This window comes from Williamsia serinedens (genome assembly GCF_024171725.1).
GTDB lineage: Bacteria > Actinomycetota > Actinomycetes > Mycobacteriales > Mycobacteriaceae > Williamsia_A > Williamsia_A serinedens.
In genome coordinates this window covers 160,941-183,761 of the sequence record NZ_JAMTCG010000003.1, presented here as the reverse complement: position 1 = coordinate 183,761, position 22,821 = coordinate 160,941, and the positions used below count along the sequence as shown (strand labels likewise).

At 70.5% G+C, this 22,821-nt stretch carries 23 protein-coding genes; 11 read left to right on the top strand and 12 right to left on the bottom strand.

Features of this window, described 5'->3' with window-relative positions:
* Positions 1 to 31: 31 nt before the first annotated feature.
* Positions 32 to 1,252, bottom strand: coding sequence for an acetyl-CoA C-acetyltransferase (locus LX12_RS08200; RefSeq protein ID WP_253654050.1), 1,221 nt, complete (start codon positions 1,250 to 1,252; stop codon positions 32 to 34).
* 71 nt (positions 1,253 to 1,323) lie between these two features.
* Complete coding sequence (locus LX12_RS08195) at positions 1,324 to 2,304, bottom strand: SGNH/GDSL hydrolase family protein (RefSeq protein WP_253654049.1); 981 nt, start codon at positions 2,302 to 2,304, stop codon at positions 1,324 to 1,326.
* Positions 2,305 to 2,433: 129 nt separating this feature from the next.
* Here LX12_RS08195 and LX12_RS08190 point away from each other — a divergent pair, with 129 nt between their 5' ends.
* Together LX12_RS08190 and LX12_RS08185 are read left to right on the top strand one after the other, a co-directional pair.
* Positions 2,434 to 3,825, top strand: a complete 1,392-nt coding sequence (locus LX12_RS08190; protein WP_253654048.1) for a cystathionine beta-synthase — start codon at positions 2,434 to 2,436, stop codon at positions 3,823 to 3,825.
* 53 nt (positions 3,826 to 3,878) lie between these two features.
* Positions 3,879 to 5,051 carry a cystathionine gamma-synthase gene (locus LX12_RS08185; RefSeq protein ID WP_253654047.1) on the top strand — a complete coding sequence of 391 codons (1,173 nt, stop codon included), beginning with the start codon at positions 3,879 to 3,881 and terminating at the stop codon, positions 5,049 to 5,051.
* 6 nt (positions 5,052 to 5,057) lie between these two features.
* Here the strand turns inward: LX12_RS08185 and LX12_RS08180 are convergent, their stop codons facing one another.
* Positions 5,058 to 5,258: a hypothetical protein gene (locus LX12_RS08180; protein WP_253654046.1), complete on the bottom strand. Its 201-nt coding sequence runs from the start codon at positions 5,256 to 5,258 to the stop codon at positions 5,058 to 5,060.
* 135 nt (positions 5,259 to 5,393) lie between these two features.
* On the opposite strand from LX12_RS08180, the gene ilvA reads away from it, so the two are divergent.
* The gene (ilvA, locus tag LX12_RS08175; RefSeq protein ID WP_253654575.1) at positions 5,394 to 6,539 is read left to right on the top strand and encodes a threonine ammonia-lyase; all 1,146 of its coding nucleotides are present in this window, start codon (positions 5,394 to 5,396) and stop codon (positions 6,537 to 6,539) included.
* Positions 6,540 to 6,608: 69 nt separating this feature from the next.
* On the opposite strand, the gene greA is transcribed toward ilvA, so the two are convergent.
* From greA to LX12_RS08150, 5 genes are all read right to left on the bottom strand, one after another.
* Positions 6,609 to 7,103 (bottom strand): transcription elongation factor GreA, encoded by a 495-nt coding sequence (gene greA / locus LX12_RS08170; protein ID WP_253654045.1) that lies wholly within the window; start codon positions 7,101 to 7,103, stop codon positions 6,609 to 6,611.
* Positions 7,104 to 7,254: 151 nt separating this feature from the next.
* Complete coding sequence (locus LX12_RS08165; protein ID WP_253654044.1) at positions 7,255 to 8,043, bottom strand: queuosine precursor transporter; 789 nt, start codon at positions 8,041 to 8,043, stop codon at positions 7,255 to 7,257.
* 26 nt (positions 8,044 to 8,069) lie between these two features.
* Positions 8,070 to 8,717 carry an LppP/LprE family lipoprotein gene (locus LX12_RS08160; protein ID WP_253654043.1) on the bottom strand — a complete coding sequence of 216 codons (648 nt, stop codon included), beginning with the start codon at positions 8,715 to 8,717 and terminating at the stop codon, positions 8,070 to 8,072.
* Position 8,718: 1 nt separating this feature from the next.
* A complete protein-coding gene (locus tag LX12_RS22195) occupies positions 8,719 to 9,375 on the bottom strand; it encodes an LppP/LprE family lipoprotein (RefSeq protein WP_253654042.1) in 657 nt (218 codons plus the stop codon).
* A gap of 129 nt (positions 9,376 to 9,504) precedes the next feature.
* Positions 9,505 to 9,963 (bottom strand): DUF4307 domain-containing protein, encoded by a 459-nt coding sequence (locus LX12_RS08150; protein ID WP_253654041.1) that lies wholly within the window; start codon positions 9,961 to 9,963, stop codon positions 9,505 to 9,507.
* A gap of 154 nt (positions 9,964 to 10,117) precedes the next feature.
* Here LX12_RS08150 and mca point away from each other — a divergent pair, with 154 nt between their 5' ends.
* Complete coding sequence (gene mca / locus LX12_RS08145) at positions 10,118 to 10,990, top strand: mycothiol conjugate amidase Mca (RefSeq protein ID WP_253654574.1); 873 nt, start codon at positions 10,118 to 10,120, stop codon at positions 10,988 to 10,990.
* Complete coding sequence (locus LX12_RS08140; protein ID WP_253654573.1) at positions 10,990 to 11,292, top strand: hypothetical protein; 303 nt, start codon at positions 10,990 to 10,992, stop codon at positions 11,290 to 11,292. Before mca ends, LX12_RS08140 begins: the two co-directional genes overlap by 1 nt.
* Positions 11,293 to 11,349: 57 nt before the next feature.
* Here LX12_RS08140 and praA read toward each other — a convergent pair whose 3' ends face one another.
* Positions 11,350 to 11,868, bottom strand: coding sequence for an alkane oxidation protein activator PraA (gene praA, locus LX12_RS08135; protein ID WP_253654040.1), 519 nt, complete (start codon positions 11,866 to 11,868; stop codon positions 11,350 to 11,352).
* Between the two features lie 387 nt (positions 11,869 to 12,255).
* Here praA and LX12_RS08130 point away from each other — a divergent pair, with 387 nt between their 5' ends.
* Positions 12,256 to 13,401 (top strand): 3-deoxy-7-phosphoheptulonate synthase, encoded by a 1,146-nt coding sequence (locus LX12_RS08130; RefSeq protein ID WP_253654039.1) that lies wholly within the window; start codon positions 12,256 to 12,258, stop codon positions 13,399 to 13,401.
* Here LX12_RS08130 and trhA read toward each other — a convergent pair.
* On the bottom strand, positions 13,362 to 13,994 hold the full coding sequence (gene trhA, locus LX12_RS08125) for a PAQR family membrane homeostasis protein TrhA (RefSeq protein WP_253654572.1): 633 nt from the start codon (positions 13,992 to 13,994) through the stop codon (positions 13,362 to 13,364). The genes LX12_RS08130 and trhA overlap by 40 nt on opposite strands.
* A gap of 199 nt (positions 13,995 to 14,193) precedes the next feature.
* On the opposite strand from trhA, the gene LX12_RS08120 reads away from it, so the two are divergent.
* Positions 14,194 to 14,976: an isoprenyl transferase gene (locus LX12_RS08120; RefSeq protein WP_253654038.1), complete on the top strand. Its 783-nt coding sequence runs from the start codon at positions 14,194 to 14,196 to the stop codon at positions 14,974 to 14,976.
* Positions 14,977 to 14,980: 4 nt separating this feature from the next.
* Here the strand turns inward: LX12_RS08120 and coaA are convergent, their stop codons facing one another.
* Positions 14,981 to 15,913, bottom strand: a complete 933-nt coding sequence (coaA, locus tag LX12_RS08115; RefSeq protein ID WP_253654037.1) for a type I pantothenate kinase — start codon at positions 15,911 to 15,913, stop codon at positions 14,981 to 14,983.
* Positions 15,914 to 16,020: 107 nt separating this feature from the next.
* Here coaA and LX12_RS08110 point away from each other — a divergent pair, with 107 nt between their 5' ends.
* From LX12_RS08110 to LX12_RS08100, 3 genes are all read left to right on the top strand, one after another.
* Positions 16,021 to 17,223 carry a DUF885 domain-containing protein gene (locus tag LX12_RS08110; protein ID WP_253654036.1) on the top strand — a complete coding sequence of 401 codons (1,203 nt, stop codon included), beginning with the start codon at positions 16,021 to 16,023 and terminating at the stop codon, positions 17,221 to 17,223.
* Between the two features lie 23 nt (positions 17,224 to 17,246).
* Complete coding sequence (glyA, locus tag LX12_RS08105) at positions 17,247 to 18,557, top strand: serine hydroxymethyltransferase (RefSeq protein WP_253654035.1); 1,311 nt, start codon at positions 17,247 to 17,249, stop codon at positions 18,555 to 18,557.
* A gap of 118 nt (positions 18,558 to 18,675) precedes the next feature.
* Entirely contained in the window at positions 18,676 to 19,542 is an 867-nt protein-coding gene (locus LX12_RS08100; protein WP_253654034.1) for an acyl-ACP desaturase, read from the top strand.
* Between the two features lies 1 nt (position 19,543).
* Here the strand turns inward: LX12_RS08100 and LX12_RS08095 are convergent, their stop codons facing one another.
* Positions 19,544 to 21,169, bottom strand: coding sequence for an alkaline phosphatase D family protein (locus LX12_RS08095; RefSeq protein ID WP_253654033.1), 1,626 nt, complete (start codon positions 21,167 to 21,169; stop codon positions 19,544 to 19,546).
* Between the two features lie 328 nt (positions 21,170 to 21,497).
* Between LX12_RS08095 and phoH2 the strand changes: the two genes are divergently transcribed.
* Positions 21,498 to 22,796, top strand: a complete 1,299-nt coding sequence (gene phoH2, locus LX12_RS08090) for an RNA 5'-3' helicase PhoH2 (protein WP_253654032.1) — start codon at positions 21,498 to 21,500, stop codon at positions 22,794 to 22,796.
* Positions 22,797 to 22,821: the final 25 nt, after the last annotated feature.

The following is a 22,821-nucleotide window of genomic DNA, read 5'->3' as shown; positions in this document are numbered from 1 at the left end:
ACATCCCGTCGGCGGCCGTCGTCGTGTCGTGTCAGCTCAGGCGTTCGAGCACCATCGCCATGCCCTGACCCCCGCCGACACACATCGACTCGACGCCGAACGTCTTGTCGTGGGTGGCGAGGTTGTTCAGCAGGGTGGCCGTGATCCGGGCGCCGGTCATGCCGAAGGGGTGACCGAGGGCGATCGCGCCGCCGGACACGTTGAGCTTGTCGTGGTCGATGCCGAGCTCGTTCGCCGAGCCGAGCACCTGCACCGCGAAGGCCTCGTTGATCTCGAACAGGTCGATGTCGGAGACCGACTTGCCCGCGATGGCCAGCGCCTTGCGGATGGCCTCGATCGGACCGAGGCCCATGATCTCCGGGGACAGGCCCGTCGCGGCGGTGGACACGATGCGCGCGAGCGGGGTGAGCCCCAGCTCTTTGGCCTTGGTGTCGCTCATGACGACCACCGCGGCCGCACCGTCGTTGAGCGGGCAGGCGTTGCCGGCGGTGATGGTGCCGTCGGGACGGAACACCGGCTGCAGCTGCGACACCTTCTCGTAGGTGGTGCCGGCGCGTGGGCCGTCGTCGGTGGTCACCTGCGAGCCGTCGGCGAGGGTGATCGGCGAGATCTCCCGCTCGAAGAAGCCGGACTTGATGGCCTCCTCCGCGCGGTTCTGACTGCGCACACCCCAGTGGTCCTGGTCCTCGCGGGAGATCCCGGTGAAGCTCGCGACGTTCTCCGCCGTCTGGCCCATCGGGATGTAGACGTCGGGGATGAGGCCCTGCTCGCGCGGGTCGGTCCACGCCGGCGCCCCACCCTCGGCGGCCTTGGCGGTCCGGGCCATCGCGTCGTCGAAGAGCGGGTTCTTGGTGTCGGGCCACCCGTCGGCGCTGCCGGAACCGAAGCTCGACACGCTCTCGGCGCCGGCGGAGATGAACACGTCGCCCTCACCGGCTTTGATGGCGTGGAACGCCATGCGGGTGGTCTGCAGCGACGACGAGCAGTAGCGGTTCACCGTCACGCCGGGGACGTGGTCGAGGCCGAGCTCGACGGCGACGACACGGGCGATGTTGAAACCACCCTGGCCACCGGGCTGGCCGATGCCGAAGTGCAGGTCGTCGATGTCGGCGGTGTCCAGTGCGGGGATCTTGTCCAGCGCGGCCTGGATCATCTGGCGCCCCATCTCGTCGGGGCGCACCTCGCGCAGCGATCCCTTGCCGGCGCGGCCGATCGGGGAGCGGGCGACGGAGACGATGACGGCTTCGGGCATGGGGAACTCCTCGGGGTGAGCAGGGCGCGCGATGGCGGGCCGCTGATCGACAGGGGTCGGCGAGGGGGACGTTACGCGGTCGGTCCGGTCTGCTCGCGGAGCACCGGCTCGTCGATGTGCCGACGCGGCCGCAGCGGGCGGCCGACGGCCCGTCCGATGCGCGCGAGGACGCGGTTGTTCTCGGCGAACTCCGACACCTCGGGCGGGTCGGGCAGAGGCGCCGAGCCCCATTCGCCGATCGAGGCGAGGACCTCCGGGAGGAGGGTCTCCGCCGCGAGGAGGTACCCCGCCGCCGACGGGTGGTAGTGGTCTGCGGAGAACATGCGGTCGGGTGCGGCGAGGAACTCGCGGGCCAACAGGTCCGCCAGCGGGACGGGTCGGCCGCCGGCGGCGCGGACCTCGTGCGCCTGGGCCCGCGCGAGCTGGAAACCCCACTGCCGCAGCACGGTCCGCAACGGCTGCGGGATCGCGGTGACGACGCCGAGGTCGGGGCAGGTCCCCACGACCACGTTCGCGTCCACCTCGACCAGGCGCCGGACGGCCGCGCCGAGACGTTTGGCCGACGGTCGGACATGGTTGACGGCGGTGATGTCGTTCGCGCCGATGAGGATGACGGCGATGTCCGGCGGCGGCCCGGCGACGAGCATCGCGTCGACCTGTCCGGACAACCCGCGCGAGGTGGCACCGACGATCGCCTTGGTGCTCAGCCGGACGGTCCGGTCGGTCTCCCGCGCCAACATGCGCGTCAGTTGCACGCCCGGGGTCTCGTCGGCGACCTCGGCGCCGAGCCCGGCCGCGGTGGAGTCGCCGAACACCATGAGGTGCAGGTCGGCGACGACGCCCGGGCGGATGCGCTCGGGGCCCGAGCCGTCGGGTCGGTAGAGACCGTCGCCGTTCGGGGCGTTGTCGGTGCGGTGCGGGATGACCTCCCGGGCGACGCGGGCCTGACCGTTGAGGAACGTCCACGCGGCCCACCCCGCTCCGGCACTGCCGGCCGTCGCGGCCGCGGTCGTCGCCACATCGCGTGCGATCCGTCGACGAGAAGGGGGCACGGCCCCAGGATACGGACACCGGTCGTACGGACCGGGCACGCGCAGGCGTGTCCGCGGCGTGCTGTCGGTCGGCCTCGGCAGGGGCACATCGCGCGACCGCGGCGTCCGCATGTCTGGAACGATGGAGGCATGCGCATCGCTGATCACATCGTCGACCTGGTCGGCGGCACCCCGCTGGTGAAGGTCCACTCGGTCGTCGCACCGAACTCGGCCACCGTCGCCGCGAAGGTGGAGTACCTCAACCCCGGTGGCTCGTCGAAGGACCGCATCGCGGTGAAGATGGTCGACGCCGCGGAGGCGTCGGGAGAGCTCAAGCCCGGCGGCACCATCGTCGAACCGACGTCGGGCAACACCGGCGTCGGTCTCGCGCTCGTCGCGCAGCAGCGCGGCTACCGCTGCGTGTTCGTGTGCCCCGACAAGGTCGGCGAGGACAAGCGCAACGTCTTGCGCGCCTACGGCGCCGAGGTCGTCGTCTGCCCGACCGCGGTCGCCCCCGACAACCCCGACAGCTACTACAGCGTCTCCGACCGGTTGGTGAAGGAGATCGACGGCGCCTGGAAGCCGAACCAGTACGCGAACCCGGCCGGTCCGCAGAGCCACTACGAGACGACCGGCCCGGAGATCTGGGCCGACACCGACGGCACGATCACCCACTTCGTCGCGGGCGTGGGCACCGGCGGCACCATCACCGGCACCGGGAAGTACTTGAAGGAGGTGTCCGACGGTCGCGTGAAGATCATCGGCGCCGACCCCGAGGGCTCGGTGTACTCCGGCGGCACCGGCCGTCCCTACCTCGTCGAGGGTGTGGGCGAGGACTTCTGGCCCAGCGCCTACGACCCCTCGATCCCGGACGAGATCATCGCCGTCTCCGACGCCGACTCGTTCGAGATGACACGTCGCCTCGCCCGCGAGGAGGGTCTCCTCGTCGGCGGCTCGTGCGGCATGGCGATGGTTGCGGCGCTGCGCGTGGCCGAGCGCGAGGGTCCCGACGCCCTCGTCGTGGTGCTCCTTCCCGACGGGGGGCGTGGCTACATGGGCAAGATCTTCAACGACGCCTGGATGCGCAGCTACGGGTTCCTCAGCACCCCGATGGACGGCAAGGAGGCCGCCGAGCCGACGGTCGGCGACCTGCTGCGCGGCAAGTCCGGCGCTCTGCCCGACTTCGTGCACACCCACCCGCAGGAGACCCTGCGCGACGCCATCGAGATCCTCCGCGAGTTCGAGGTGTCGCAGATGCCGGTCGTCGGCGCCGAGCCGCCGATCATGGCCGGTGAGGTCGCCGGTGCGGTGAGCGAGCGCGAGCTGCTCAGTGCGGTGTTCGAGGGCCGGGCCAACCTCGCGGACCCGGTGTCGGCGCACATGGGGGAGCCGTTGCCGCTCATCGGCGCCGGCGAACAGGTGTCCGCCGCGCGCAAGGCACTCGGCGAGTCGGACGCGTTGATGGTGGTCGAGGACGGGAAGCCGATCGGCGTGATCACCCGCCACGACCTGCTCACGTTCGTCAGCTCCGGACGGTTCTGATCAGCCTGCGCCCGGCCCCGGGGGAGCCCGGGGCCCGGCGATAGGCTGGGCTCATGTCTGAACAGCGCAGTCGGGCCGACGCGAGCCGGTGGCAGGGATTCGGGACGAAGGCGATCCACGCCGGATACGAACCGGATCCGCTGACCGGGGCGGTCAACCCGCCCATCTACGCCAGTTCGACGTTCGCGCAGGACGGCGTCGGCGGTCTCCGCGGCGGATTCGAGTACGCGCGGACCGGCAACCCCACGCGGCAGGCGCTCGAGGGCAACCTCGCCGGCATCGAGGGCGGCGCGTTCGGGCGTGCGTTCGCGTCCGGCATGGCCGCCACCGACGCCCTGCTGCGTGCCACGCTGCGTCCGGGCGACCATCTCGTCATCCCCAACGACGCCTACGGCGGCACGTTCCGCCTCATCGACAAGGTCTTCACGCAGTGGGGGATCACCTACTCGGTGGCACCCGTCTCCGACGTCGACGCGGTCCGTGCGGCCATCACCCCCGCGACGAAGCTGGTCTGGGTCGAGACACCCACCAACCCACTGCTCAACGTCGGTGACATCACCGCGATCGCGGGCGTCGCCCACGAGGGTGGGGCGCGACTCGTCGTCGACAACACCTTCGCCTCGCCGTACCTGCAGCAGCCGTTGGCGCTCGGCGCCGACGTCGTCCTGCACTCGACGACGAAGTACCTCGGCGGTCATTCCGACGTCGTCGGCGGTGCCCTGGTGACCGACGACGAGACCCTCGACGCCGATCTCGCCTTCCTGCAGAACGGTGCGGGCGCGGTCCCCGGCCCGTTCGACGCGTACCTGACGATGCGCGGCATCAAGACGCTCGCGGTCCGGATGGACCGGCACAGCGACAACGCCGAGGCGATCGTCGACTTCCTCGCCGGTCACCCGAAGATCGAGAAGGTGCTCTACCCGGGCGTCGAGTCGCACCCCGGCCACGCCGTGGCGGCCCGTCAGATGCGTCGGTTCGGCGGGATGATCTCGGTGCTGGTCGCGGGTGGACCCGCTGCGGCGCAGGAGTTCTGCGCGCGGACCGAGGTGTTCACCCTGGCCGAGTCGCTCGGCGGCATCGAGTCCCTCATCGAGCACCCGGCCGCGATGACGCATGCGTCGACGGCCGGTTCCCTGCTGGAGGTGCCCGCCAACCTGGTGCGCCTGTCGGTCGGCATCGAGGACGTCGCCGACCTCATCGGGGACCTGGAGAGCGCGCTGGCCTGAGCCGGCTCAGGCCGCGAGCGCGACGGACTCGCGGGTGGGTGCGGTCGCCACGACCGTGGCCCGGGGGGCGCCGAACCCACGCACTGCTGCCATGAGCAGCATCAGGTCATCGCCCTCGACGACGACGCGGTGCCCGCGGCGCAGCAGGGCCTGGGCGATGTCGACGTCGGTGTCGTCGGTGATGGTGAGAGTCGCTGTGTTCGTCATGGGTCCAGCACACCGCCGGGATCTAAGGGATCTCTGGCGTCACGGACAGGACTGGGTGGCAGTTCGGCGTTACCGTCGGGCGTGATCATTCTCCCGGATCGCATCGAGGCCGCCGTGCAGACGCTGGCACCGGTGATGCGACGTACCCCGATGGTGGCGTCGCGGGCGCTGTCGGACCTCTGCGGCGGCGACGTGTGGCTCAAGTGCGAGAACCTCCAGCGCACCGGGTCGTTCAAGCCGCGCGGCGCCTACGTGCGGATCGCCGGCCTCTCCGACGACGAGCGTGCCCGGGGCGTCGTCGCGGCCAGTGCCGGCAACCATGCGCAGGGTGTCGCGTGGTCGGCCACCACGCTCGGCATCCCCGCCCGCGTCTACATGCCGACCGGCGCCTCGCTCCCCAAGGTGTCGGCGACGCGGGCCTACGGCGCCGAGGTGGTGCTCTCCGGGGCGATCATCGACGAGAGTCTGGACGAGGCGCGACGGTTCGCCGACGAGACCGGCGCGGTGCTCATCCACCCGTTCGACCACGAGGACATCGTTGCCGGTCAGGCGACCGTCGGCGTCGAGATCCTCCAGCAGATGCCCGACGTCGGGACGGTGATCGCCCCGCTGGGCGGGGGTGGTCTGCTGGCCGGTGTGGCCGCTGCCGTCAAGGTCGCCCGCCCGGACATCCGTGTGATCGGTGTGCAGGCGGAGGCCGCTGCGGCGTGGCCCGGCTCGCTGGCGGCGGGCAAGCCGACGCGCGCGGAGTCGATGAACACCATGGCCGACGGCATCGCGGTGGCCATGCCCGGGGAGGTCACGTTCACCCACGTCGAGTCGCTGGTCGACGAGATCGTCACCGTCGGCGAGGATCTCATCAGTCGCGCGGTCCTGCTGATGTTGGAGCGCGCGAAGTTGCTCGTCGAGCCGGCGGGTGCGGTCGCCGTCGCGGCGCTGATGCACCCGGATGCGCCGACGGTGTCCGGACAGGTGTGCGTGGTGCTGTCGGGCGGCAACGTCGACCCGCTCCTGCTCTCGCACCTCACGACGCACGGCCTGCAGGCGGCGGGCCGCTACCTCACCGTCGCGGTGACCGTCCCGGACCGGCCCGGTGGCTTGGCGCAGCTGTTGGAGACCCTGCGCGACACCGGCGCCAGCGTCGTCGACGTCATCCACTCCCGCGTGGCCGGTGAGCTGCGACTCGGAGAGGTGCAGGTCACCGTCAGCCTCGAGACCCGTGGTCCCGAGCACCAGGACGACGTCCGGGCTGCGCTGCGGGCCGCCGGATATCTCGACTGAACCGTTCGACGGGGAACAACGACGACAGCCCGCGTCCTGGTCAGGACACGGGCTGTCGGAGGGGGTCGATCAGGAGTGGTAAGGCTCCGCGCTGACCAGCGTCACCTTCACCACGGCGCCCGAGGGCACGGTGTACTCGCGCGTCTCGCCGACCTTGGCGTCGATGAGCGCAGCGCCCAGCGGCGAGCTGGGGGAGTAGGTCTCGAGCTTGCTGTCGCCCGACCCCTCTTCGCGGGTCGCGATGAGGAAGGTCTCGGTGTCGGACTCGTCGCCGTCGTAGTACACCTTGACGACCGATCCCGGCAGCGCGACACCCGACTGCGTCGGAGCCTCGCCGACCTTGGCGGTGTTCAGCAGCTCCTGCAGCTGGCGGATCCGCGCCTCCTGCTGACCCTGCTCCTCGCGCGCCGCGTGGTAACCGCCGTTCTCCTTGAGGTCACCCTCCTCGCGGCGCTCGTTGATCTCGGCCGCGATGACAGGTCGGTTCGCGATGAGTGAGTCCAACTCGTTCTTCAGCCGATCGTGGGACTCCTGGGTCAGCCACGTCACCTGGGTGTCGGTCATCGTCTCGCTCCTCGCCAACTCGTTCGTGCCCGCGTCGGGCCGCAGTGCCGCTGCGTAGCACCTGCTGAATGCAGCAACACGGCCCCTCTCGGAGCCGTGCGTCGTTCGATGCTACCCCATGTGTACGAATCGACCGCTGCTTTTGCGCTGGTCACTGCTGCGGCAGGCGTGCTGCGAGAGCCTCCTGGTAGGTCGGTTCCGCCTTCTTCAGCCGGGCGCAGACGGCGTAGGTGATCGGCATGACGGCGACCTCCACGAGGGTCTTCCACACGAACCCCACGACGGTGTAGTTCACGAAGTCCTGCCACCGTGAGATGCCCAGTGCCGACGCGGCGATCGAACAGAAGACGAGGGTGTCGGCGAACTCCCCGACGATCGTCGAGCTGATCAGCCTGGCCCACAGCCGGCGCTCCCCGCTGCGCGCCTTCATCTTCACCATGACGTAGGAGTTGAGGAACTCGCCGACGACGTATCCCGACAGGCCCGCGAGGAGGAACTGCGGTACGACGCCGGCGACGGTGCGGAACGCCTGCTGACCGTCGTAGAAGTCCGCGGCGGGGAGTTCGATGGTGATCCAGAAGCACAGCGAGGCCAACAGGAGCACGCCGAAGCCGGACAGGATGACGCGCCGCATGGCGCGGAAGCCGTACACCTCGCTGATGACGTCGCCGAGGACGTAGGCGAGGGGGAAGAGATAGAACGCGCCGTCGGTGACGAGGCCGTTCATCGAGAGCGGTCCGGCGTCGAACGACAGCGACGGGAAGAGCAGGACGCCCTTCGTGCCGGTGATGTTGCTGATGATCATCACGCCGACGAACAGCGCGACGAGATAGGGGAAGTAAGGACTGGAGAGGGTGGCGAAGGCCGGGCCCACCGGGCTCTGGGCCCGCCGATCGTCGTCGGTGTGTGGGACCGGCCGCCCAGACTTGGCGGTGGTCATGGTGGGCGATCATGCCACCAGCGACGTCAGCTGGGGTTCTCGCACTGGTCGAGGAACTCCTGCGGCAGCGTCCCCTCCATGACGACGCGGGAGCCGTTCCAGCGGAACGTGACGTCGGTGCCGCCGCCGGGGTTCGCGGTGCTGGTGTTCTCACCGTGGAAGTACCCGTAGTGGACGTCGACGTGGTCGCTGCCGGAGCCGCGAACCCATGCCAGGCCCGCGTTGCAGCGGATCCCGGTACCGAGCCAGGCGCCGTCGGGGCCGAAGAGGAGAAGCTGGTCCGCGGACGACGCGGTTCCATGGGCGGTCGTCAGCTCCGCCCAGGACAGTTGGTTGCACGACGTCATCACCGAACGGGTGGTCGCCCACGTCCAGTCCTGTGTCGCCGACGGCGGCGCGATCCGTGCTGTCGCCGCCGAGATCTTCGCCGCCGCATCGGCATACGGGCCGCACGGTGTGTCCGCGGCCGTGGTGGCAGGCGCGGCTGTCACGGTGTCCCGGGTGGTCGGGTCGTCGGCCGGCTCGGCGGGGGTGCTCGCCGGTGCGGCGGTCACCGTCCGGGTGACCGTCGGGGTGGTCGGTGTCGCGCGGGGCGTGTCCGTGGAGCAGCCGGCCACGGTCACGCCGATCAGGCATGCGATGCCGGCGACGACGGTGCGGGTGTATGTCCTCATGTCAGCACTGGCCTTTCGTGAACGCATAGGGGAGCGAGCCGTCCATCACGACCCGAGAACCGTTCCAGCGGAACGTGACCGTCGCGCGGCCCAACGGATCCTGTTTCCGGCTCTGCTCCGGGATGGACAGGTCGACGAAGCGGTAGGTGACACGGATCGCGTCCGAGGCGGTGCTGCTGACCTCCTGGCCACGGAAGGCTTCGCAGCGGATCGCCGTGCCCTGGAACGTGCCGTCGTGATAGATCAGCAGTTGTCGAGATCGCGCGGGGAAGAACGAGTTGGCGCCCTCGACGGCGACCCAGGACAGGCCGTCGCAGAAGTCGCCGCCCCGCCCCACGTCCGGATCGGGTACCCACCTGCTGTCCCGCGGTTGGACGATCGTGGCCGCGTCACGGGCGACGGTGGCCGCTGACGGCCCGCCGGGATCGCAGGTCGACGCGTTCTGCACATCCCCTGCTGCGGTCGTCGGATCGGCCGCATCGGCCGCGGTCTGTGCCGTGTCCGTCGGTGCGGGCGCGGATCGCGACGCTGTCGACGTGACCGTCACGGTGGGAGTGGTCGGGGTGGCTCGTGAAGTGTCACCGCAGGCGGCGAGTGCCGCCCCGATCACGGTGGCGAGGGCGATGGCTCCCGATGCCCGGTGGATGGTTCTGGTCACGGCGCGCTCCGATCGTCTCGGTCATGTGACCGGGTTCTCGCCGGGCGCGGGGAGTTCGTTAGCCGAGAGAAGCGGCTGAGATCGAGCTGTGACCGGAAGTCGTGCGATCGCACGACATGCGCGGACGATCTAGCCGCTGTCGGCGGTCAGATAGGGCGGGACGCTCGTGGTGCAGCCGAAGACCTCGCCGATCGCGGGCGGGCCGGTGGTCTTCACCCGGGACTCGACGGCGGTCTGCTGCGCGTCGCCCGGCGGGATGAGCACCTCGCGGCGACCGATCTCGTCGCCGGCGCGCGACCGTGCCCGGACGACGCACGCCACGGCCTCGCTCGGGTCGCTGCGGGTGACGGTGAACGAGACGTCGACCGTGGACCCGTCGACGATGTCGTATCCGGTGCCCTCGCCGGAGACCGGCGGGTCGGCGAAGCGCGAGTACCCGACCCAGGCGATCGCGACCCCGGCCACCACCACCAGGACCGACAACCCGATCAGCCACCGCCGCCGACGCTGCGGGCTGCTCTCCGTCGGGTACCGCCCGGCGGGCGGTGCGGGACTGCCCGAGGGGGAGGGGTCGGGGCCGACGGTCATGCATCAGATGTAGCACGCGCAGCTGCGAGGACCCCGTGCGCGCGCGTCCGGGGGCCACCTGCGGACCGCGCCGCGGCCGGACGGTGGGAGAATGGGCCGCGTCGAGATCGAGATCGCGAGAAGTGGAGACGTGCTGGTGAGTGGCCTTCGGCTGATGGCGGTCCACGCCCACCCCGACGACGAGTCGAGCAAGGGCGCCGCCACCATGGCCAAGTACGTCAGTGAGGGCAACGACGTGATGGTCGTCACCCTCACCGGCGGCGAGCGCGGCGACATCCTCAACCCCGCGATGGACCTGCCCGGGATCAAGGACAACATGGTCGAGGTCCGGCGCGAGGAGATGGCGAAGGCTGCGGCCGCACTGGGCGTCCAGCATCGCTGGCTCGGCTACGTCGACTCCGGTCTGCCGGAGGGCGATCCGCTGCCCCCGCTGCCGGAGGGGTGTTTCGCGCTGGTCCCGCTCGAGGAGTCGACCGGCAAGCTCGTCGAGGTCGTCCGCGAGTTCCGTCCGCACGTGATGATCACCTACGACGAGCGCGGTGGGTATCCGCATCCCGACCACATCCGCTGCCACGAGGTCTCGATGGCCGCGTTCGAGGCGGCCGGTGACCCCGACCGGTATCCCGAGGCCGGCGAGCCCTGGACGGTCTCGAAGATCTACTACACCCACGGGTTCATCCGGGACCGGATGCTGCTGTTCTCCGAGGAGTTCGAGAAGCACGGCATGGAGAACCCGTTCGCGGAGTGGTTGGCGAACTGGGACCCCAGCCGTGGCGACCTCATGGGTCGCGTGACCACACAGGTGACGAGCGGCGACTTCTTCCCGCAGCGTGACGAGGCCCTGCGCGCGCACGCGACGCAGATCGACCCGAACGGCATGTTCTTCGCGGTGCCCATGGACTGGCAGCAGCGGCTGTGGCCGACGGACGAGTTCGAGCTCGCCCGGACCCGGGTGAAGACCGCCATCCCGGAGACCGATCTGTTCGCCGGGATCGTGGCCGACGAACCGGATGAGGTGACCGCGTGATCGCCGCCGGGGTGATCGCCTCCGCGCCGGTCGTGGACGTGCTCGCCCGCGACGCCGACGGCCCCGAGTTCGGCAAGGCCTCGCCGCTGGGCCTGCTGATCGTGTTGGTGCTGCTCGTCGCGACGGTGTTCCTCATCCGCTCGATGAGCCGCCACCTGAAGAAGCTGCCCGCCGACTTCGACCGCGACGACCCCGTCGCAGACCAGGCCGCCGACGAGGGCACCGACGCCCCCGGCGTGCCCGACGTCGGCCCGGGTGACGGTTCGGACTCGACGACCGGACGTCGTCCGCACACGGAGTAGACCCGCCCGACCAACACGGCCCCGACGCGACTGCGTCGGGGCCGTGTGCGTTCTCGATCAGGACAGGGTGAAGGCCGGGTTCGGGTTCACCGACAGGTTGTTGATGGTGCAGTTGCCGGGCAGCGACTGGTTGGACGACGACAGCGTGTTCGTCATGTTGTCGAACGACCCGGAGAGCGTGGCCGGACCGCAGTTGCTGGTGAGCACCGAGAACGCGACGTTCGAGACCGTGCCGGTGGTGGCGCTGGTGGGCGTCAGGGTCCAGGGGAGGTTCTGGATCTTGGGCACGGTGCAGAGGTAGTTGCTGCCACTGACCTTGGCGTCGGTGATGGTGGCGGCGGATCCGTCGGCGTTCACCGAACCGGAGAACACGATGTTGCAGGTGACCGGCACGTTGAACGACGCCGGGGAGGTGACCGTGATGGTGCCCGGCGCGGTGAACGCGGTGCCGGCGGGGGAGATCGTCGCGGCCCCCGCGGCGCCGGCACCGAGGGTCACGCCGACGACGGCGGCGGCCGAGGCCAGCGAGCCGACGGCCGTGCTGAACGAACGTGAACGGGACGAGAGTGTGCGCATGACGGGCGGTCCTCCTGAGTGGGTTCGAGACAGTCGGGTTCGAGACGGAGGACCGTGATGCCGGTCACTTCCGAGGGGGAACGCTAGGGGCCGACGGCGGAGAAAACTCGTTCGCCTCAACAACTTGGTGAGAACCCACAGTTCGGTTTCGCGAAAAATGGACATGTCGCCATCTGTTAGCGTGGTCTCGTGATCATCACCGGCTGCGCCTATCGCTGGCGCTTTATCGAGGCTCCGGGTGGAGCCGACGATGGAGCGTCCCGCCGGACGTAGCCGCGACACCTTCCCCGGAGCCCCGAGAGCAGCGACCAGTCGGTCGCTGCTCTTCCTGTCAACAGGGCACCGGACGCGGTGGCGACGAGTGCCCGCCCCACGAAAGGCACTCTCATGACCGTCATCTCGGACCGATCGCCGGTCACCGACACCCGCGTCGCCCGGATGCGACCGCTGCCCGGCCCACGGGAACTCCTCGACGATCTCCCGCTCCCCGCCGAGTCCGCGGCGCGCGTCGCCGCCCACCGCGGCGAGGTCGCCGACATCCTCGCCGGACGCGACGACCGGCTGCTCGTCGTGGTCGGTCCCTGCTCGGTGCACGACCCCGTCGCCGCCCTCGACTACGCCGATCGGCTCGCGGTGCAGGCGCGCGATCTCGCCGACGACCTCCTCGTCGTGATGCGGGTGTACTTCGAGAAGCCCCGGACCACCGTCGGGTGGAAGGGCCTCATCAACGACCCCGACATGGACGGCACCCACGACATCGAGCGGGGGCTGCGGATCGCGCGCACGCTCCTGCTCGACGTCGTCGACCGCGGACTGGCGGTCGGCTGCGAGTTCCTCGAGCCGACGAGCCCGCAGTACATCGCCGACACGGTCGCGTGGGGTGCGATCGGGGCGCGGACGACGGAGTCGCAGGTGCATCGACAGCTCGCCTCGGGGCTGTCGATGCCGATCGGGTTCAAGAACGGCACCGACGGTGACCTCCAGGCCGCGATCGACGGTGTGCGGGCCGCGGCCGGCGCACACACCTTCTTCGGTGTCGACGAGGACGGTCGCGCGGCCGTCGTCGAGACGGTCGGCAACGAGGACTGTCACGTCATCCTGCGGGGCGGCCGGTCGGGGACGAACGCCGACGCCGGATCGGTCGCGGCGGCGAGCGCCGCCTGCGGCACCGCCGGGGTCACCGCGCGGGTGATGGTCGACTGCTCGCACGCGAACTCCGGCAAGGACCACCGGCGCCAGCCGACGGTCGCGGCCGACGTCGCGGCCCAGGTCGCGGGCGGCAGCACGGCTGTCGCGGGTGTGATGCTCGAGAGCTTCCTCGTCGAGGGTGCCCAGTCACCGTCGGCGCGACCGCTCGTCTACGGGCAGTCGGTGACCGACGCGTGCATGGCCTTCGACACCACCGTCGACGTACTGGGCGAGCTCGCCGCGGCACGTCGGGCAGGGCGGGCGCGCCGCCACGGCGGCCAGGCCGGAGCGGGTGACGGATGGGCTCAGCCGGCGCCGGTGACGACCAGCCAGATCGCCACGTAGTGCACGAGTGCTGCGACGACCGTTGCGGCGTGGAAGAACTCGTGGTGGCCGAAGGTGGTCGGCCAGGGGTTGGGCCACCGCGTCGCGTAGAGGATCGCGCCTCCGCTGTAGAGCACCCCGCCGACGGCGAGCAGCGCCAGCACCGCGACCCCGACGTGGTCGACGAGGGTCGGCGCGACGACGACGATCGTCCAGCCGAGCAGGATGTAGAGCGGCACCCCCACCCAGCGGGGCGCACCGGGCCACGCCGTCTTGAGTGCGACCCCCGCCAGGGCGCCGCCCCACACCACACCGAGCACGATCCACCGTGTCGGCGAGGGGAGCCCCAGGACGCAGAAGGGTGTGTAGCTGCCCGCGATGAACACGAAGATCATCGAGTGGTCGGCACGCTTCATCCACGTGCGTGCGCGCTGTGTGGTCCAGCGGACGCGGTGATAGGTCGCGCTGACGCCGAACACCCCGCACACCGTGATCGCGTAGACCGCGCACGCCGCGGCGGCGGTGCCACCGGCGACGATCGCCGAACCGGCCACCAGGGCGACGCCGGTCGCGATGGCGACGAACCCGGCGTAGAGATGGATCCACCCGCGCATGCGCGGACGCAGGTCGGCGACGAGATCGGTGAGCGTGTCCGTCAGCTGCGGTGCGCGGTCGGGGGTGCTGTCGGTCGCACCCGAGGTGAGCGACATCGTCTGACCTCCCCGTGATCGATGTGCGGTTACGAACCTACGGTACCGTAGGTTGGGCACGGGACGACGATTTCCCACCGATCCGCGAGTAGTCTCTGCTGGCGTGAAGCTGATCCCCACCGGCGTCCGTGGACCCCTCTACCGGGTCTACGAGGGACGGCTGGTGCAGCTCATGGACCCGGACCGTCTCCCGAGACACATCGCGATCATCTGCGACGGGAACCGTCGCTGGGCGCGGGAGGCCGGTTTCGAGGACGTCAGCCACGGTCACCGCGTCGGCGCGCAGAAGATCGCCGAGATGCTGCGCTGGTGCTCGGAGCTGTCCATCGAGCTCGTCACCATCTACCTGCTGTCGACGGAGAACCTCAGTCGGGCGTCGGACGAACTCGACGCTCTGATGGAGATCGTCCCCGACATCGTCGACGAGATCGCCGCGCCGGACGAGCGGTGGCGCGTGAAGATCGTCGGCACCCTGGACCAGTTGCCCGAGCGGGTCGCCCAGCGGCTGAAGACCGCCGAGGAGCGCACCGCCGACCGCACCGGGATGCACGTGAACGTGGCCGTCGGCTACGGCGGTCGGCAGGAGATCGTCGACGCGGTGCGGTCGCTGCTGGCCGACAAGGTCGGCGAGGTGACCGACCCCCACGACCTCGTCGACGCCGTCACCGTCGACGCGATCGACTCCCATCTCTACACCCGCGGCCAGCCCGATCCCGACCTCGTCATCCGGACGTCGGGCGAGCAGCGGTTGTCGGGATTCCTGTTGTGGCAGAGCGCGTATTCGGAGATCTGGTTCACCGACGCCTACTGGCCGGAGTTCCGTCGCGTGGACTTCCTGCGCGCACTGCGCGACTACGCCGCCCGCAGTCGACGATTCGGGCGCTGACGCCTCAGATCTTGCGCAGGCGCACCCGGTTGATCGAGTGGTCGGCGTCCTTGCGCAGCACCAGGGTGGCCCGGGGACGGGTCGGCAGGATGTTCTGCACGAGGTTCGGCAGGTTGATGCCGTGCCAGATGTCGCGGGCCGCCTCGGTCGCGTCGACGTCGTTCAGCGACGCGTACGCGTGGAAGTGCGAGTTGGGGTCGGCGAAGGCCGTGGACCGCATCGCGAGGAAGCGCTTCACGTACCAGTCCTCGATGTCCTCGATACGGGCGTCGACGTACACCGAGAAGTCGAACAGATCCGAGACCATCAACCGCGGACCGGTCTGCAACACGTTGAGACCCTCGAGGATGAGGATGTCGGGCTGCTGCACGTGATGCCGGACGCCTTTGACGATGTCGTAGGACAGGTGGGAGTAGACCGGCGCGCTGACGTCCCGTGACCCCGACTTCACCTCGGTGACGAACCTCAGCAGCGCGCGACGGTCGTAGGACTCCGGGAATCCCTTGCGGTGCATGATCCCTCGACGACGCAGCTCGCGTGTCGGGTAGAGGAAGCCGTCGGTCGTGACCAGGTCGACCCGGGGGTGTGCCTCCCACCGTGACAGCAGCGCCTGCAGGACACGCGCCGTGGTCGACTTGCCCACGGCCACACTGCCCGCCACCCCGATCACGAACGGCACCTGCCGTTCCGGGTTGCGTTCGCCGAGGAACGTCGACGTGGCGGCGAACAGGCGTTGCCGGGCGGCGACCTGCAGGTGGATCAGACGCGAGAGCGGCAGGTAGACGTCGGCGACCTCCGACAGGTCGATCTGCTCCCCGAGGCCGCGGTAGGAGCCGAGCTCCTCCTCGTTCATGGCGAGGGGGACCGACTGGCGCAGCGTCCGCCACTGTCGACGGTCGAGCTCGATGTACGGGCTCGGCTCGGTCATGCGTGACATGGCGCCCCGATCACGAGCCCGCAGCCGGTCGGCGTGTCACGCGACATGCCGACCAGTGTCACCGATGCCGACGCGCCGGGAAAGCCGGGGGTGGATACCGTCGCCGTATGTCCCGCGACGCCCTCGTCACCGAGTACCTCCGCATCGGCCTGGCGTTCGACCGCCTGGAGGAGGGTTTCGTCGACGCCTACACCGGTGATCCGCGGCTGCGGGCGGAGAGCGAGAACGGCCCGCGGCCCGACCCGTCGGCGCTGCGCGACCGTGTCCGGGGACTGCGCGCCGACATCGCCGGGTCGGCGCTGCCCGGCGACCGCAGAGCGTTCCTCGACGCGCACCTGCGGGCGATGGAATGTTCGGCGCGGCACTTCGCGGGCGAGCAGATCGGGTTCGTCGACGAGGTGCGGGACTACTTCGACGTCGACATCGCGCTCGAGGACACCGACGTCTATCGCGCCGCGCACGCCGAGCTCGACGAGCTGCTGCCGGGCGCGGGACCGCTCGGCGAGTGCTACCAGGCGCATCGGGCGTCCGACGAGATCCCCGCCGACCGACTCGACGACTGCGTCGCGGCGTTCACCTCCGCCCTCCGGGACCGGGTGCGGGCGACCTACCCGCTGCCCGACGTCGAGACGGTGGAGCTCGAGGTCGTCTCCGACAAGCCGTGGTCGGGGTTCAACTACTACCTGGGCGACTACCGCTCGCGGGTGGCCATCAACGGCGACCTCACGCAGTACATGGCGTCGCTGCCGCACCTCATCGCGCACGAGGCCTACCCCGGCCATCACACGGAGCACTGTCGCAAGGAGCAGATCCTCGTCGGTGGCGGTCAGGACGAGCAGACGATCTTCCTGGTCAACACGCCGCAGTGCCTCATGGCCGAAGGCCTCGCCGACCACGCCCTGCACGCGGCGGTCGGGGACGGCTGGGGTCGCTGGGCGCAGGAGATCTACGCCGACCTCGGTCTGCGCTTCGACGGCGAGCGCGCGGAGCGGATCGCCCGCGCGACCGGGGGACTGCTCGCCGTCCGCCAGGACGCGGCGCTGCTGCTGCACGACCGCGGCGCCGACGCCGACACCGTCGCCGAGTTCCTCCAGCGGTGGCTGCTGGCGACCCCGGCGCGGGCCCGACAGATGCTGCGGTTCCTGTCCTCCCCGCTCTGGCGGGCCTACATCAGCACCTACGTCGAGGGATACCGGCTGCTCGGCGCCTGGCTCGACGCCGATCCCCACGGGGATGCGCTGCGCCGCTTCGGCCGACTGCTCGACGAGCCGCTCACGCCTGCCGCGCTCAGGGCGGAACTCGCGTCCTGAGCGGCTCGCCATAGACTGGCCCCATGAGCGCTGACGACCTGACCACCGCCTCGCTGGCCGAGATCGACCCCGACGTCGCCGCCGCGATGAACGGCGAACTGAGCCGACAGCGCGACACCCTCGAGATGATCGCCTCGGAGAACTTCGTCCCGCGCGCGGTCCTGCAGGCCCAGGGCAGTGTCCTGACCAACAAGTACGCCGAGGGGTATCCCGGCCGTCGCTACTACGGCGGCTGCGAGTACGTCGACGTCGTCGAGGACATCGCGCGCGACCGCGCCAAGGAACTGTTCGGCGCCGAGTTCGCCAACGTCCAGCCGCACTCGGGCGCCTCGGCCAACGCCGCCGTCCTGATGACGCTGATGGAGCCGGGCGAGAAGCTCCTCGGCCTCGACCTCGCCCACGGCGGTCACCTGACGCACGGCATGCGCCTGAACTTCTCCGGGAAGCTCTACGAGACCGCGGCCTACGGCGTCAGCAAGGAGGACCACCGCATCGACATGGACGAGGTCCGGTCGATCGCCCTCGCGGAGAAGCCGAAGGTCATCGTCGCGGGCTGGTCCGCCTACCCCCGCACCCTCGACTTCGCCGCGTTCCGCTCCATCGCCGACGAGGTCGGTGCGCACCTCTGGGTCGACATGGCCCACTTCGCCGGCCTGGTCGCCGCCGGCGTGCACCCGTCGCCGGTGCCCTACGCCGACGTCGTGTCCACGACCGTCCACAAGACCCTCGGTGGACCCCGCTCCGGGCTCATCCTGGCGAAGAAGGAGTGGGCCAAGAAGCTCAACTCCGCGGTCTTCCCGGGTCAGCAGGGCGGGCCCCTGATGCACGCGATCGCCGCGAAGGCCGTGACCTTCAAGATCGCGATGAGCGACGAGTTCGTCGCCCGCCAGCAGCGCACCCTCGAGGGCGCACGCATCCTCGCCGACCGCCTCACCGGCTCGGACGTCGCGTCGTCGGGGGTGTCGGTGCTCACCGGCGGCACCGACGTGCACCTGGTCCTCGTCGACCTGCGCAACAGCGAGCTCGACGGTCAGCAGGCCGAGGACCTCCTGCACCAGGTGGGCATCACCGTCAACCGCAACGCGGTCCCGTTCGACCCGCGCCCGCCGATGGTCACGTCCGGCCTGCGGATCGGGACGCCGGCGCTGGCGACCCGTGGCTTCGGGGCCGAGCAGTTCGCCGAGGTCGCCGACATCATCGCCACCGCGCTCGCCGGCGGCGCGGACGCCGACGTGTCCTCGCTGCGGGGACGCGTGTCCCGGCTCGCCCTCGACTTCCCGCTCTACGAGGGGCTCGAGGAGTGGGGGATGCTGAGCACCCCCGTGCGCGCCTGATCCGTCGGGGTCGCCGGACCTCGCCGGACGGTGAGGTACGCCACCGTCGGTGGTGACTTCGTCCAGAACCGGGCAGGGGATTCGAGTCACGGCGCCGCGATGCCTATCCTGGTCACTCGTGACGGACAACGCTGACGACGACCTGATCCTGGTGCTCGAGAAGGCTCTGCCCGAGCTGACCGAGGAGCACGAGCGCGCAGCCATCACCTGGAACCCGCATGACCTCGTGCCGTGGGACGAGGGCCGCAACTACGCGTTCCTCGGCGGCACGGACTGGGAGGAGTCGGACTCCACCGTCCCCGAGGCCATCGGCGTCGCGGTCCTGGCCCTGGTGCTCACCAAGGACAACCTGCCGTCGTTCCACCGCATCCTCGGTGTGAACTTCCCTCCGTTCTCGGAGTGGCGGGCGCTCGTCGGTCGCTGGACCGCCGAGGACAACCGGCACTCGATCGCCCTCCGCGATCACCTCATCGTCACCCGTGCCGTCGACCCGGAGTGGCTCGAGCGGCTGCGCCTGTCGCACGTCACGCACGGCTACGAGCAGAACGAGAAGTCGCGCTCGATGTCGCCGGCGGCGTGCCTCGCCGTGATGGCCGTGCACGAGAACCTCAGCACGTGGTTCGCCTCGCGCCTGGCCGACGACGTCGAGTCGGAGAGCCTCACCGGCATCCTGCGCAACGTCGCCACCGACGACGCCGTCCAGGCGTCGACGTTCACCAACTTCCTCAACGCGGCCCTCACCGCGCAGCCGGACGCGACGGTCGTCGCCGTCGAGGAGGCCTTCGAACTGAACCGGCCGATCGGCAGCGACATCGCCGACCTCGCCGACAAGATCCACCTCGTCCCGGAGAGCTACACCGGGGCCGAGGCGTTCCGTCGTGCGGCCGCCGCGCTCGTCGACGGCCTGGGCCTGCGCACACTCGACGGACTCGGCGAGGACGCCGAGGCGGCGCGACAGAAGATCCTGGCCCGCGCCGAGGGCTGACTCAGGCCTGCACGTCCACCTGCGGCCGACCGTCGGGGATGGTCACCAGGGCCCGGCGACGGAGCTTCTCGTCCGGCGAGGCTATCGAGTCCGCGACACGGAACTCCGCCTCCCACCGGTCTCGCGAGACCCGGTTGAGCACGTATCCGCGTTGGGCGTTGCCGAAGCGGACGTGCGGTGACGCCGCCTTGAGCTGCTTGTCGCTGCTGTCGCTGTCGGCGCCGTCCTTGCCCGACGCGATCGACGTCCCGGCCAGTTCGATCCCGACGGTGGGGGAGTCGCGGGTGTAGGTCGATCGCAGGTCGGACACCACGTTGCGGTGGATGTCCCCGACGATGGACACCAGGTTGCGGGTGCCGCGCTCCCGCGCACCGTCGAGGATGCGTGCCCGCGACGCCTCGTACCCGCTCCACCCGTCCATGCTGACCGCGCGGGCGCCGTTCTTCTCGCGCGCGAGATCGGCGATCGTCGTCTGATGGGCCAGTACGTTCCAGCGCTGCCGGCTCGAGGCGAACCCGTCGAGGATCCACCGTTCCTGGCGGGCGCCGGTGATGGTGCGCCGCGGGTCCGCGGTCTGGGCGTCCTGCGGGGAGTCGGTGTCGCCGTTCACCTGATCGCTGCGGTACTGCCGCGTGTCGAGCACGCTGAAGCGGACGAGGTCGCCGTAGTCGAGGCGTCGGAACGCCTGCACGTCGGCGCCCCGCGGCCGCTGTGTGATGCGGACCGGGGTGTTCTCCCACCACGCCTTGAACGCCTGCGCCCGCCGCGCCAGGAACTCGGGGATCGGTGCGTCGTCCTCGGAGATCGCGCCCGCCCAGTTGTTCTCGACCTCGTGGTCGTCGAAGACGGTGACGAACGGGCTCGCGCGGTGCGCCGCCTGCAACTGGGGATCGAGCTTGTAGAGGGCGTACCGCTCGCGGTAGTCGTCGAGCGTCGTCATCTCGGTGAGGGCAGAGGCGGGCAGAGCGGTCGTGTTCCGACGACCGCCGGTCGCCCCGACACTCTTCTCGTAGACATAGTCACCGAGGTGGAAGACCACATCCGGTGCGGCGGAGGCCATGTCGGCGTAGGCGGGGAAGAACCCGTCGGCCCACGACTGGCAGGACGCCCACGCGAAGGTGAGAGCGGCCAGCGGGGCGCCCGGACGCGGAGCGGTCCGGGTGCGGCCGACGTCGGAGACGTGACCGTTCGCGCGGAAACGGTAGAAGTACTCGGTCCCCGGACGCAGACCGCGGACATCCGCGTGGACGCTGAAGGCGTCTGCGGCGGTGGCGATCTCGCTGCCGGACCGGACGACGCGCGTCATCGCCTCGTCGGTCGCGACCTGCCAGTCGACGCGCACGGGGACGACGCCCATCCCGGCACCCCGGGCCAGCGGCGCGGACGCGAGGCGGGTCCAGAGCACGACGCCGTCGGGCAGCGGGTCGCCGGATGCGACGCCGAGGGTGAAGAGGTGGTCGCCGGGGGCCTGCGGCGCCGCGGCGGAGAACGAGTCGGCGAACAGGCCCGGGGTCATCGCGAGCGCGCCGGCCACCCCGGTCCAGGTGAGGAACCGTCGCCGGGAGAGGCCGGTCCGGAGCGTCCGGTCGGGGCCGACGGTCACGATCGGGGTCTCTGCACGCGTCATGGACCCCACCCGACCAGGCGTGATCGACGACGAGGTCGAACGCCGACGACTGCGCGGTGACCATCCGGTGACGGGGTCGCCACGTGGTCCCCGGGGCGTCGCGTCCGGTTACCTGTTGTTCACGGACACGCGGCGCGCGGGTCGCGTGGCGGGCGTGTCGGCGGGCGTACGTTGACTCGTGACGGGCCGTGGGGAAGCGGTTCGTCCGGGAGGTTCTATTCGTGAGCTGGTCACCCAGCGCGAGGCGGACCGGCCCCGGTCCCATGGACCGGCCGGTCGGTGTCGACATCAGTCCGCGTGGGCGCCGCGCGGTCCTGAGGAGCCCTTCGTGACCACTCGCACCTATGTCCTTGACACCTCCGTGCTGCTCTCCGACCCGTGGGCGGTGACGCGGTTCGCGGAGCACAGCGTGGTCCTGCCGCTGGTCGTGATCGGGGAACTCGAGGGCAAACGCCACCACCACGAGCTGGGGTGGTTCGCCCGGGAGTCGTTGCGCATGCTCGACGATCTGCGTCTGGAACACGGTCGGCTCGACCTGCCGGTCCCGATCGGCGACGAGGGCGGCACCCTGCAGGTCGAACTCAACCACACCGACCCCCGTGTGCTGCCGGCCGGCTTCCGCACCGAGACCAACGACTCGCGGATCCTGGCCTGCGCGTTGAACCTTCGCGCCGAGGGCAAGGACGTCACCCTGGTGTCCAAGGACATCCCGTTGCGCGTCAAGGCCGGTGCCGTCGGGCTGCCCGCCGACGAGTACCGGGCCCAGGACGTCGTCGTCTCGGGGTGGACCGGGATGACCGAGCTCGACGTCGCCGTCTCCACCATCGACACGTTGTTCTCCGAGGGCGTCGTCGACATCGACGAGGCGCGAGAACTGCCCTGCCACACCGGGGTCCGCCTGCTCGGCGGGTCGTCGAGCGCGCTGGGCCGGGTCACGCCGGAGAAGCAGGTGCAGCTCGTCCGCGGCGAGCGGGAGGCGTTCGGTCTGCGCGGCCGGTCCGCCGAGCAGCGCGTCGCCCTGGACCTCCTGCTCGACGAGTCGGTCGGGATCGTCTCCCTCGGCGGCAAGGCCGGCACGGGCAAGTCGGCGCTCGCCCTGTGCGCGGGTCTCGAGGCGGTGCTGGAGCGCCGCACCCACCGCAAGGTCGTCGTCTTCCGGCCGCTGTACGCGGTCGGCGGGCAGCAGCTGGGCTACCTGCCCGGCAGCGAGGCCGACAAGATGGGCCCCTGGGCGCAGGCCGTGTTCGACACCCTCGAGGGTCTCGCCTCGACCGAGGTGATCGAGGAGGTGCTGTCCCGCGGGATGCTGGAGGTGTTGCCGCTCACGCACATCCGCGGTCGGTCGCTGCACGACTCGTTCGTGATCGTCGACGAGGCGCAGTCGTTGGAGCGCAACGTCCTGCTCACGGTGCTGTCCCGGCTGGGCGCCGGGTCGCGCGTCGTCCTCACCCACGACGTCGCCCAGCGTGACAACCTCCGCGTCGGCCGGCACGACGGCGTCGCCGCGGTGATCGAGAAGCTCAAGGGCCACCCGCTCTTCGCCCACATCACCCTCACCCGCAGCGAGCGCTCGCCCATCGCCGCGCTGGTCACCGAGATGCTCGAGGAGTTCGCGCCCGGGGCGTGATCGGCGTCACCCACCGGCGTGTCCG

Excerpts from the sequence above, each read along its gene's own strand:
- greA (WP_253654045.1), bottom strand. The coding sequence starts at position 7,103 with ATGACCGACACCCAGGTGACGTGGCTGACCCAGGAGTCCCACGATCGG.
- praA (WP_253654040.1), bottom strand. The coding sequence starts at position 11,868 with ATGCGCACACTCTCGTCCCGTTCACGTTCGTTCAGCACGGCCGTCGGC.
- LX12_RS08200 (WP_253654050.1), bottom strand. The coding sequence starts at position 1,252 with ATGCCCGAAGCCGTCATCGTCTCCGTCGCCCGCTCCCCGATCGGCCGC.
- glyA (WP_253654035.1), top strand. The coding sequence starts at position 17,247 with ATGAGCGCTGACGACCTGACCACCGCCTCGCTGGCCGAGATCGACCCC.
- LX12_RS08190 (WP_253654048.1), top strand. The coding sequence starts at position 2,434 with ATGCGCATCGCTGATCACATCGTCGACCTGGTCGGCGGCACCCCGCTG.
- LX12_RS08130 (WP_253654039.1), top strand. The coding sequence starts at position 12,256 with ATGACCGTCATCTCGGACCGATCGCCGGTCACCGACACCCGCGTCGCC.
- LX12_RS08160 (WP_253654043.1), bottom strand. The coding sequence starts at position 8,717 with ATGAGGACATACACCCGCACCGTCGTCGCCGGCATCGCATGCCTGATC.
- trhA (WP_253654572.1), bottom strand. The coding sequence starts at position 13,994 with ATGCGCGGGTGGATCCATCTCTACGCCGGGTTCGTCGCCATCGCGACC.
- LX12_RS08095 (WP_253654033.1), bottom strand. The coding sequence starts at position 21,169 with ATGACGCGTGCAGAGACCCCGATCGTGACCGTCGGCCCCGACCGGACG.
- LX12_RS08110 (WP_253654036.1), top strand. The coding sequence starts at position 16,021 with ATGTCCCGCGACGCCCTCGTCACCGAGTACCTCCGCATCGGCCTGGCG.
- LX12_RS08185 (WP_253654047.1), top strand. The coding sequence starts at position 3,879 with ATGTCTGAACAGCGCAGTCGGGCCGACGCGAGCCGGTGGCAGGGATTC.
- ilvA (WP_253654575.1), top strand. The coding sequence starts at position 5,394 with ATGCGACGTACCCCGATGGTGGCGTCGCGGGCGCTGTCGGACCTCTGC.
- mca (WP_253654574.1), top strand. The coding sequence starts at position 10,118 with ATGGCGGTCCACGCCCACCCCGACGACGAGTCGAGCAAGGGCGCCGCC.
- LX12_RS08165 (WP_253654044.1), bottom strand. The coding sequence starts at position 8,043 with ATGACCACCGCCAAGTCTGGGCGGCCGGTCCCACACACCGACGACGAT.
- LX12_RS08150 (WP_253654041.1), bottom strand. The coding sequence starts at position 9,963 with ATGACCGTCGGCCCCGACCCCTCCCCCTCGGGCAGTCCCGCACCGCCC.
- LX12_RS08180 (WP_253654046.1), bottom strand. The coding sequence starts at position 5,258 with ATGACGAACACAGCGACTCTCACCATCACCGACGACACCGACGTCGAC.
- coaA (WP_253654037.1), bottom strand. The coding sequence starts at position 15,913 with ATGTCACGCATGACCGAGCCGAGCCCGTACATCGAGCTCGACCGTCGA.